Source organism: Rhodosalinus sp., assembly GCF_041685465.1.
GTDB lineage: Bacteria > Pseudomonadota > Alphaproteobacteria > Rhodobacterales > Rhodobacteraceae > Rhodosalinus.
The window spans coordinates 1-10,373 of record NZ_JAWLFS010000099.1 but is presented as its reverse complement, the minus strand read 5'-3'; the positions used below and the strand labels follow the sequence as shown (position 1 = coordinate 10,373).

General features: G+C 72.8%; 7 protein-coding genes. 5 read left to right on the top strand and 2 right to left on the bottom strand.

Translation table 11 applies throughout. The features are described from left to right. The coding region (locus ACESL7_RS08345; RefSeq protein ID WP_372892857.1) for an O-acetylhomoserine aminocarboxypropyltransferase/cysteine synthase family protein at positions 1–1,089 on the top strand (1,089 nt) is incomplete at its 5' end. Positions 1,090–1,114: 25 nt separating this feature from the next. On the opposite strand, the gene ACESL7_RS08340 is transcribed toward ACESL7_RS08345, so the two are convergent. After that, positions 1,115–1,798 carry an SIMPL domain-containing protein gene (locus ACESL7_RS08340; RefSeq protein ID WP_372892856.1) on the bottom strand — a complete coding sequence of 228 codons (684 nt, stop codon included), beginning with the start codon at positions 1,796–1,798 and terminating at the stop codon, positions 1,115–1,117. Between the two features lie 159 nt (positions 1,799–1,957). Between ACESL7_RS08340 and ACESL7_RS08335 the strand changes: the two genes are divergently transcribed. Beyond that, the gene (locus tag ACESL7_RS08335) at positions 1,958–4,591 is read left to right on the top strand and encodes a hypothetical protein (RefSeq protein ID WP_372892855.1); all 2,634 of its coding nucleotides are present in this window, start codon (positions 1,958–1,960) and stop codon (positions 4,589–4,591) included. A 355-nt stretch (positions 4,592–4,946) separates the two neighbouring features. Here the strand turns inward: ACESL7_RS08335 and proS are convergent, their stop codons facing one another. After that, positions 4,947–6,284, bottom strand: coding sequence for a proline--tRNA ligase (proS, locus tag ACESL7_RS08330; protein WP_372892854.1), 1,338 nt, complete (start codon positions 6,282–6,284; stop codon positions 4,947–4,949). A gap of 141 nt (positions 6,285–6,425) precedes the next feature. Between proS and ACESL7_RS08325 the strand changes: the two genes are divergently transcribed. The 3 genes from ACESL7_RS08325 to ACESL7_RS08315 all read left to right on the top strand — a co-directional run. Then, positions 6,426–7,493, top strand: a complete 1,068-nt coding sequence (locus ACESL7_RS08325; RefSeq protein WP_372892853.1) for an AI-2E family transporter — start codon at positions 6,426–6,428, stop codon at positions 7,491–7,493. Further along, positions 7,490–8,161: a P-loop NTPase family protein gene (locus ACESL7_RS08320; protein WP_372892852.1), complete on the top strand. Its 672-nt coding sequence runs from the start codon at positions 7,490–7,492 to the stop codon at positions 8,159–8,161. Before ACESL7_RS08325 ends, ACESL7_RS08320 begins: the two co-directional genes overlap by 4 nt. Positions 8,162–8,209: 48 nt before the next feature. Next, the coding region (locus ACESL7_RS08315) for an RNA degradosome polyphosphate kinase (protein WP_372892851.1) at positions 8,210–10,373 on the top strand (2,164 nt) is incomplete at its 3' end.

Genomic DNA, 10,373 nt, shown 5'->3' with positions numbered 1-10,373 from the left:
CGCATGGCGACGCTGGAGGGCGGCGCGGGCGCGGTCTGCTGCTCCTCGGGGCACGCGGCGCAGATCATGGCGCTCTTCCCGCTGATGGGACCGGGGCTGAACGTCGTGGTCTCCACCCGCCTCTACGGCGGCTCGGTCACGCAGTTCAGCCAGACCATCAAGCGCTTCGGCTGGTCGGCGAAGTTCGTGGACTTCGACGACACCGAGGCCGTGCGCGCGGCCATCGACGAGGACACGCGCGCCGTCTTCTGCGAATCGATCGCCAATCCCGGCGGCTACATCACCGACCTCGACGAGATCGCGAAGATCGCGGACGCGGCCGGCCTGCCGCTCATTGTCGACAACACCTCGGCCACCCCCTACCTCTGCCGCCCGATCGAACACGGCGCGACGCTGGTCGTCCACTCGATGACCAAGTTCCTGACCGGCAACGGCACGGTGACGGGCGGCGTCGTGGTGGATTCGGGCAGGTTCGACTGGTCGGCCTCGGGAAAGTTCCCCTCGCTCAGCGCGCCGGAGCCCGCCTATCACGGGCTCAAGTTCCACGAGACCTTCGGGCCGCTCGCCTTCACCTTCCACGGCATCGCCGTGGGGCTGCGCGACCTCGGCATGACGCTGAACCCGCAGGCGGCGCATTACACGCTGATGGGCATCGAGACGCTCTCGCTGCGCATGCAGCGCCATGTCGAGAACGCCGAGACGGTGGCAGGCTGGCTCGAGAGCCACCCGGCGGTGAAGGAAGTGACCTACGCGGGGCTGCCCTCCTCGCCCTACCACCACCGGGTCGCGCGAATCTGCCCGAAGGGCGCGGGCGGGCTCTTCACAGTCGCGCTCAAGGGCGGCTACGACGCCTGCGTGAAGCTGGTGGACAGCCTCGAACTCTTCAGCCACGTCGCCAACCTCGGCGATACGCGCTCGCTCGTGATCCACTCGGCCTCGACCACGCACCGCCAGCTTACCGAGGAACAGCAAGTGGCCGCCGGCGCGAGCCCGGACGTTGTGCGCATCTCGATCGGGATCGAGGACGCCGACGACCTGATCGCGGATCTCGCAAGGGGGCTGGAGGCGGCGACCTCCGCGGCGGCCTGACCACGGGCGCCCGGCCGCGCGCGTCTCACTCGGCCGCGCCGATGGCGAACTCCATCGAGACGGTCACGCTCATCTCGATCTCGCCCGGCGCGATGGGGGCGCCTGCGGCGTCGGCGCGGGCGGCCTCCATCATCATCGGGCGCGGCGAGCGCCCGTTCTCCTCGGCGATGTGGCCGACGGGTCCGAGCGCGACCCCCGCCGCCTCTGCGAGGGTCGCCGCCCGGTCCGTCGCGTCGGCGACCGCGCCGCGCCGCGCCTCTTCGAGAAACGGCGCCGGATCGGCGAGGGTGAATCGCAGCCCGTCGAAGGTGTCTGCGCCCTCCGCCACCACCGCGTCGAGCGTCGCCCCGAGCGTGTCGAGATCGCGCACCTGCACGGTGACCTCGTTCGAGGCCCGGTAGCCCGTGACGCGCCGCGCCCCGTTCGTCTCGGACCGGACCGGTGCGAGGCGCAGCGCGCTGGTCTGGATATCCTGCGCGGCGATGTCGAGCGCGGCGAGGCGGTCGAGCACGCCCGCCGCCGCGTCGTTCGCCGCCGCCATCGCGGTGGCGGCGCTTTCACCCTCCTTCACCACGCCGAGGCGGATCACGGCCATGTCGGGCGGCACGGTGACCTCGCCCCGACCGGTGACGGCGATGACGCGCTCGGCGCCCAGGGGCGCGGCGGGCAGCAGCGCGAGCGAGAGGATCAGGGCGGCACGAACGGACATGGCATTCTCCTGTCGTCTGGGCGGTTTCGCGAGTGTCGGCCGCGCGGACGTTTTCGGCAAGTGCACTGGCGGATTGCTGCCCCCAAGGCCCGTCATCATCCATGACGTGCGGGTCACGGGACTACCCCTCGCCCCGCAGAAGATGGTAAGACGGTGGCAATGAAACCGGATTTCGCTCTTTCGCTGTCCTTCGACGGGATCGGCCTCCTACTGCGCGGGCCGAACGGGTGGTTGCGCGCCGGAGAGGTGTCGCCGGAGAGCACGGATCTTGCGGCCGACCTTGCCGGTCTGCGCCGCACGGCGCTCGGCCTGCGACCGGACGGATTCGTCTCGAAGCTGATCATTCCGGACGCGCAGATCCGCTACCTCGCGCTCGACACCGGCGATGTCGACGACCGGCTGCGCGCCCGCATGGTCCGCGACGCGCTCGACGGGGCGACGCCCTACGCGGTGGAGGAGCTCGTCTTCGACTGGCAGGCCGCGGGCGGCACGACCCATGCCGCGGCGGTGGCACGCGAGACGCTGGAGGAAGCGGAAGCCTTCGCGCTGCACCATCGCTTGAACCCGGTGAGCTTCGTGGCCGCGCCGCAGGACGGCGGCTTCACCCGCGAGGTGCATTTCGGTGAAACCTCGGCGGCGGACGAGGTCCTGCCGCGCGGCGCGCGTGTCGAACGCGACGCCGATCCGGTCGTGGTGACGGGAGACGCCCCCCTGCCCGACGCCCCCGCGGCCGAAAGCGCAGAACCGCCGCCCGAGGCCCGCGCCGCCGCGGCAGCGGAGACGCGGGGGCCGGCGGCATCGGCCGCCAGCCCGTCGGGGGCCTCGCGACAGCCAAGCGAGCCGGCGGCCGCTGCCCCCGCCGCGACCGGCCCAGCGGCCGCAGAACCGCCGGACGGCACCGTGACGGGCGGCGCCGATCGCGGGGATTCCGATGCGCCGGCCGCCCGGGCCGCGCCGGTCGACGACCGCGCAGGCACGCCCCCCGGGCCGGACGCGGAGGACCCCGACGCGGCGGCGCGGGCCCCGGCCGCGCGGCAGGACACGATGACGCCAGCCACCGGGCGCGCAGAGGACCCGCCGGGTCCCGAATTCCGCAGCGCACGCGGCACGCCGGGATCGGCCCCGCGCAAGGCGCCGCCCGGGGCGCCGGCCCTCGCCTTCACATCGGTACGTCGTGCAGAGCCGCCGCCAGAGCCTCCGCTGGTTCCACGGGTGATGCCGGAGGCCGGAAACGGTGCCACGGGTTCGACCACGCCGTCGCTGCGCCCCGCCCCGGGCACGCCGACGCCCGAAGCCGCGGCACGGCGCGACCTGATCCTGCGACGCATCGCGAGCCAACAGGCGGCCCCCGCCGGGCAGGCGGCCGAGCCCGACGCGCCCGATGCGCCCGCCGCATCCGGCGGCGAAACGCGACCGTCCGGGCGCGCCGATGACGAGGCCGCGCGCCTCACCCGCTTCGGCGAGCGGAAGGCGCCCTCGCGCGGCCGACCGCGCCGGCGCGGCGCGCTCGCGGCGACCGCTGCCGCGGTCCTCGGGCTGCTCGCGATCGGGGCCTATTCCGCGGTTTTCACCGACAGCGGCCTCGCCCGCCTCCTGCCGGCCCCGGAGACGTCCTCCAGCGCGGCGCGGCCGGAGTCCGTGACGGAGAGCCCCTCGCTCGACACGGCGCCGGACGCCTCCCGGGGCGAGGATCTCCCCCGCGAGACGAGCGGCGCCCCCGAAGCCGAGGGCGAGGCCGCCGGCGCGCCCGACCTGGCGGCGCGAGAGGCGCCGCAGCCGCTGCCCGACGCGGCGGAGACGCCCGAGCCCGCCCAGCGCGCGCTCGACCCGGACGAGGCGGCCGCGCGCTACGCGGCCACGGGCATCTGGGAAAAGGCCCCCGAGCGCCCAGCGGCGCCGGCCGCGGGGCGCATTGCCGGCCTCTCGGTCGCCGGAACGGACGACGCGCTCACGCGGGCGGAGGCCGTCGCCCTGCGCACGCCGGAGGCCGCGACGGAGGCACCGCCCCGGGCCCCGGTCGCGCCACCGCCACCGGGCACGGTCTTCGATCTCGATGCGCGCGGTCTCGTGGTCGCGACGCCGGAGGGGGCCGTCACCCCGCAGGGCGTGCGCGTGATCGCCGGTCGCCCGCCCGCGGCACCGCCGCTGCGCGCAAGCCCGGAAGAGCGCCGCGCCGCCGAAGCCGCGGCCGCAGCGGCCGCCCGGCGCGCCGCGCTCGCCGAGTTCCGCCCGATCCCGCGCCCTGCGGGTCTCGCCGATACCCCCGCCGAGGTCGAGGAGGACGCGGCCGCGCCGACCGGGGCCGCGGACATCCGGGCCGCCGGCCCGCCCCTGCGGCCCGGGCCGATCGCGCCCGGGGGGCCCGAGCGGGACGTGGAACAGGCGGACGACGCGGGCACGGCCCCAATTCCGGAAAGCACCGGCACACGGCAGGCGGTGCGCGCCTCGCCCGGTCCGGCCCCACGGCCCGGCGGCTTCGGCGCGGTGGTCGCAGCGGCACCGGCGGCCGCGGCTCCAGAGGCCCCGACGGTCGCGCCCGACATCCCCTCCAGCGCCTCCGTCGCCCGCGCGGCGACCGTGACGGACGCGATCGAGCTGCGCCGGCTGAACCTGATCGGGGTCTACGGCGACCCCGCCAACCGCCGCGCGCTCGTGCGGCTGTCCAACGGAAGCTATGAAAAGGTCGAGGTGGGCGACCGCCTCGACGGCGGCCGGATCAGCGCCATCGGCGAGGACCAGCTGCGCTACGTCAAGAACGGCCGGAACCTCGTGCTGCGGATGCCGCAGGGCTGAGGCGGGGGCGCCCCGTCCGGCGCGCGCAGGCGGCAGCACGCCTCGCCCCTCCCGCGGCGTCGAAGGGCGCGGTCCCGGGGCCGGACAGGCCCCTGCCAATCGGCCTGCGGCCGGGGATGTGACGCAACAGGCGCTGGTCGTTCTTGGGCGTCATGCAGAGCGCCCCCGCCCGCCGCGCCGTCCGTGCCGCTCTTCCGCCCTCGCGGGCGTCATCGCAGAGCGCCGCGTCCGGCCCGAAAGGGCGTCACATGGCCCGCGGGCCGGTGAGACCGGCGCGGGCCGCTCTGCCGGGCCGAAGGCCGAGGCGCGGCGCCCCGGAGCGACGACGGCCCGCGCGGTCCGGAGGAGCGCCCCCTCAGACCCCGTAGATCTGCGCGATGCGGTCGGCGGCGGCCTCGGGCGACAGCTCCTCGCTCTCGCCGCTGCGCCGGGAAGTGAGCTCCACCTTGCCCGCCTTGAGACCCCGCGGCCCGACGGTGATCCGCCACGGCAGTCCGATCAGGTCCATCGTGGCGAATTTCGCGCCCGCGCGCTCCTCGGTGTCGTCGTAGAGCGGCTCGAGCCCCTTCGCGGCGAGCGCGGCGTAGAGCCCCTCGCAGGCGGCGTCGGTCGCGGCGTCGCCCTGGCGCAGGTTGACGATGCCGCAGTGGAAGGGCGTCACCCCCTCGGGCCAGATGATGCCGGCCTCGTCGTGGAACGCCTCGATCAGCGCGCCGACGAGGCGCGAGACGCCGATGCCGTGGCTGCCCATGTGCACCGGCACGCGGGCGCCCTCGGGGTCGGTCACCGTGGCCCCCATCGGCTCGGAATACTTGGTGCCGAAGTAGAAGATCTGCCCGACCTCGATGGCGCGGCCGCGGCGGCGGCGCGCCTCGGGCACCTCGGCCTCGAACACTGCGTCCTCGTGGGTGTCGTCGGTGCGCGCGTAGAGCGCGGTGAACTCGTCCACCACCGTCTGACAGGCGGCGCGGTCGTCGTAGGCGATGTCGCGCGCGCCCATGCGGATGTCGGTGACGGCGGCGTCGTAGAAGACCTCCGACTCGCCCGTGTCGGCGAGCACGAGGAACTCATGCGTGGTGTCGCCGCCGATGGGCCCCGACTCGGCCTGCATCGGGATCGCCTGCAGCCCCATGCGCTCGAAGGTGCGCAGGTAGCTGACGAAATGGCGATTGTAGGCGTGCAGCGCCCCCTCGCGGTCGAGGTCGAAGGTGTAGCCGTCCTTCATGTAGAACTCGCGCCCGCGCATCACGCCGAAGCGCGGGCGGATCTCGTCGCGGAACTTCCACTGGATGTGGTAGAGCGTCAGCGGCAGCTCGCGGTAGCTCGAGACGTGGCCGCGGAAAATGTCGGTGATCAGCTCCTCGTTGGTGGGCCCGAAGAGAAGGTCGCGCTCGTGGCGGTCGCGGATGCGCAGCATCTCGGGTCCGTAGGCGTCGTAACGCCCGCTCTCGCGCCAGAGGTCGGCCGACTGCAGCGTGGGCATCAGCATCGCGATGTGCCCGGCGCGCGCCTGTTCCTCGTGGACGATGCGCTCGATGTTGCGCAGCACCTTGTAGCCCATGGGCAGCCACGAGTAGATTCCCGCGCTCGCCTGCTTGATCATGCCGGCGCGCAGCATCAGCCGGTGGCTCGCGATCTGCGCCTCGGCGGGGGTCTCCTTGAGCACGGGCAGGAAGTAGCGCGACAGTCGCATGGGGCGGCCTCTCTGGATCTGCACTGCGGGGGCGGTGTAGGCGAGGCTCCGGGGCGAGGCAAGCCGCGCCGACGCCGACCCTTGAACGGGTCGCGGAAAGCGGCGAGAGAGACCGAGAGGCCGAGCGAAGGGGACGCACCGATGGCGCTGCCGGCGCGCGCACAGGTCACCTACTGGGGCATCGCCGCGGCGGTGTTCCTCGTCGTGCTCTGGTATCTCGGCGACGTGATGCTGCCCTTCGTGCTCGGCGCGGCGATCGCCTATTTCCTCGATCCGGTCGCCGACCGGCTGGAAGGCGCGGGGCTTTCGCGTGCGGCGGCCACGGCGCTGATCGCGGTGGCGACGCTGCTTCTCTTCACGGTGCTTGCGCTTCTCGTGATCCCGACCCTCATCCGGCAGACCGCGGATCTGATCGAGATCGCGCCGGTTCTCGTCGCGCAGCTGCGCGACTTCCTGGTCTCGCGGTTCCCCGACATCGTCGTGCCCGACAGCCAGCTCCGGCAGACCTTCGACCAGATCGGCCAGACCGTGCAGTCGCGCGGCGCGGAGCTTGTGAACACGCTCCTCTCCTCGGTGGGCTCGATCCTGAACGTCGTGCTGCTTCTCGTGATCGTGCCGGTGGTGGCGGTCTACCTGCTGCTCGACTGGGACCGCATGATCGCGGAGATCGACAGCCTGCTGCCGCGCGACCACGCGCCGGTGATCCGGAAGCTCGCCGCCGACATCGACGCCTCGATGTCGGGGTTCCTGCGCGGCATGGGCACGGTCTGCGTGATCCTCGGCACCTATTACGCGGTGGCGCTGATGCTCGTCGGGCTGAATTTCGGGCTGGTGGTCGGCTTCGTCGCGGGGGTGCTGACCTTCATTCCCTACGTCGGCGCCATCGTCGGCGGCGCGCTCGCCATCGGGCTCGCGCTTTTCCAGTTCTGGGGCGACTGGATCTGGATCGTGCTGGTCGCCGTCATCTTCCAGGCCGGGCAGTTCGTGGAGGGCAACGTCCTGACCCCCCGCCTCGTCGGCGAGTCGGTCGGTCTGCACCCCGTCTGGCTCCTGCTGGCGCTCTCGGTCTTCGGCTCGCTCTTCGGCTTCGTGGGGCTTCTGCTGGCGGTGCCGGTGGCCGCGGCGCTCGGCGTGCTCGCGCGCTTCGTCGTGGAGCAGTACCGCCAGAGCCGGCTCTACCGCGGGCTGGAGGACGACGGGGAGCGATGACCGCGCGCCAGCTTCCCTTCGAGCTGCCCGTGCGCCCCGCGCTCGGGCGGGAGGACTTCTTCGTGTCGGAGGCGAACGCCGCCGCGCTCGCCGCGCTCGACGCATGGGGCCACTGGCCGGGCGGCAAGATGGTGCTGACCGGACCGGAGGGCGCGGGCAAGACACATCTTGCCCACGTCTGGGCCGGGCTCGCGGGGGCGGCGATCGTGCCGGCCGACCGCCTGGCGGAGGCCGATATTGCCGCCCTCGCCCGTGCGCCCGTCGCGGTGGAGGACGGCGACCGCATCGCCGGCGACCGGGCGGCGGAGGCGGCGCTCTTTCACCTGCACAACCTCGCGCTCGCCGAGGGCCACGCGCTCCTCGTCACGGCGCGCGACGCGCCGGGGCGCTGGGGCCTCGCCCTGCCCGATCTGGAAAGCCGGCTGCAGGCGGCCGGCCACGCCCGGCTGCACCCGCCGGACGACGCGCTCCTGACCGCGCTGCTCGCCAAGCTCTTCGCCGACCGACAGCTCACCCCGGGTCCGGCGACGCTGACCTACGTCATGCGGCGGATCGACCGCTCCTTCGCCGCGGCGGCGGACGCGGTCGCGCGCCTCGACCGCGCGGCGCTCGCGGAGAAGCGCCCGCTGACGCGCGCGCTTGCGGCGGAGGTACTGGATGCGGGATAGTCGGGCCGTCGTCATCCGCGCGTCACCTCCAGCCGTCACGAGGGCCTCATGAGCACCGCCGATTTCCTCGCCTCGCCCACGCCTGCGCCCGTGTCGCTGCCCGAGAGCGCGACCGCAGGCCCGAAGCGCTTCTTCAACCGGGAGCTCAGCTGGCTGGGCTTCAACTGGCGCGTGCTGGAAGAGGCGGAAAACGCGGGCGTTCCGCTGCTGGAGCGGCTGCGGTTCCTCTCGATCTCGGCCACCAACCTCGACGAGTTCTACACCGTGCGCGTCGCCGGCCTGCGCGAACTCGCCAAGGCGGGCATCACGACGCCGGCGGCCGACGGGCTGACGCCGGCCGAGCAACTGCGGCTCATCGACGAGGACGCGCGGCGCCTGATGGAGCGTCAGCAGGCCGTCTTCGACACCCTGCGCGGCGCGATGGAGACCGAGGGAATCACCGTGCTGGAGCGCGGCGACCTCGGCGCGGAGGACCGCGCGCACCTGCAGAAGGTCTTTCTCGACAAGGTGTTCCCGGTCCTCTCGCCGCTCGCCATCGACCCGGCGCACCCCTTCCCCTTCATCCCCAACGCGGGCTTCAGCCTCGCGCTGCAACTGGAGCGCAAGCGCGACGGCTGGCCGCTGCAGGCGCTCCTGCCGATCCCGCACCAGATCGACCGCTTCGTGGCGCTGCCCGCGCCCGAGGGGCGGCACCGCTTCCTGCCGCTCGAGGAGCTGCTGCTCCTGCATCTCGACAGCCTCTTTCCCGGCTACCGCGAGATCGGGCACTGCACCTTCCGCGTGCTGCGCGACAGCGACCTCGAAGTCGAGGAAGAGGCCGAGGACCTCGTGCGCGAGTTCGAGGTGGCGCTGAAGCGCCGCCGCCGCGGCGAGGTGGTGCGCATGAAGATCTCCGCCGGCGCGCCCGACGCGCTCAAGGATGTGATCATGCGCGAGCTCGAGGTGATCCCCGAGGAGGTCATCGAGATTCCGGGCGTCATCGGCCTCGCCGACCTGAAGGAGCTCGTGCTCGACGCGCGGCCCGACCTGCTCTGGCCGTCCTTCACGCCGCGCGTGCCCGAGCGGGTGCAGGACCACGACGGCGACATGTTCGCCGCGATCCGGCAGAAGGACATGCTGCTGCATCACCCCTACGAGACCTTCGACATGGTGGTGCGCTTCCTGCACCAGGCGGCGAACGACCCGGACGTGGTGGCGATCAAGCAGACGCTCTACCGCACCTCGCGCGACAGCCCGATCGTCGCCGCGCTCTGCGAGGCGGCGGAAGAGGGCAAGTCGGTCACCGCGCTGGTGGAGCTCAAGGCGCGCTTCGACGAGGCGGCGAACATCCGCCAGAGCCGGATGCTGGAGCGCGCGGGCGCGCATGTCGTCTACGGCTTCATCGACTGGAAGACGCACGCCAAGATCAGCACCGTGGTGCGCCGCGAGGGCGACAGGCTCGTGACCTACACGCACTACGGCACGGGCAACTACCACCCGATCACCGCGAAGATCTACACCGACCTCAGCTTCTTCACCTGCGACGCGTCGCTCGGGCGGGACGCCACCAAGGTCTTCAACTACCTCTCGGGCTACGCGCTGCCCGAGGACCTGGAGAACCTCGCCATCTCGCCCCACACGCTGAAGCCCAGCATGCTGGAGATGATCGCCCGCGAGACGGAGTTCGCGCGCGCCGGCAAGCCCGCGCGGATCTGGCTCAAGATGAACTCGCTGATCGAGCCCGACATGATCGACGCGCTCTACGAGGCGAGCCGGGCGGGCGTGAGGATCGACTGCGTGATCCGCGGCATCTGCGGCCTGCGCCCCGGCATCGCGGGGCTGAGCGAGACGATCCGCGTCAAGTCCATCATCGGCCGCTTCCTGGAGCACTCGCGCATCATCTGCTTCGGCAACGGTCACGGCCTGCCCTCGGCGGAGGCGCGCGTCTACATCTCTTCGGCGGACTGGATGGGGCGCAACCTGAACCGGCGGATCGAGACGCTGGTGGAGATCGAGAACCCGACCGTGAAGGCGCAGATCGTCGATCAGATCATGGCCGCCAACCTCGCCGACACGAGCCAGAGCTGGGTGATGGCGCCGGACGGCAGCTTCCACCGCGTGCCGCTCGACGAGGGCGAAAAGGGCTTCAGCTGCCACCGCTTCTTCATGGAGAACCCCTCGCTCTCGGGGCGTGGCTCGGCCGGCGCGGGCGACGTGCCGCACCTCACCCACG

Bases quoted from the DNA above. Each gene is read 5' to 3' on its own strand.
- proS (WP_372892854.1), bottom strand. From the start codon at position 6,284: ATGCGACTGTCGCGCTACTTCCTGCCCGTGCTCAAGGAGACCCCCGCC.
- ACESL7_RS08335 (WP_372892855.1), top strand. From the start codon at position 1,958: ATGAAACCGGATTTCGCTCTTTCGCTGTCCTTCGACGGGATCGGCCTC.
- ACESL7_RS08325 (WP_372892853.1), top strand. From the start codon at position 6,426: ATGGCGCTGCCGGCGCGCGCACAGGTCACCTACTGGGGCATCGCCGCG.
- ACESL7_RS08340 (WP_372892856.1), bottom strand. From the start codon at position 1,798: ATGTCCGTTCGTGCCGCCCTGATCCTCTCGCTCGCGCTGCTGCCCGCC.
- ACESL7_RS08320 (WP_372892852.1), top strand. From the start codon at position 7,490: ATGACCGCGCGCCAGCTTCCCTTCGAGCTGCCCGTGCGCCCCGCGCTC.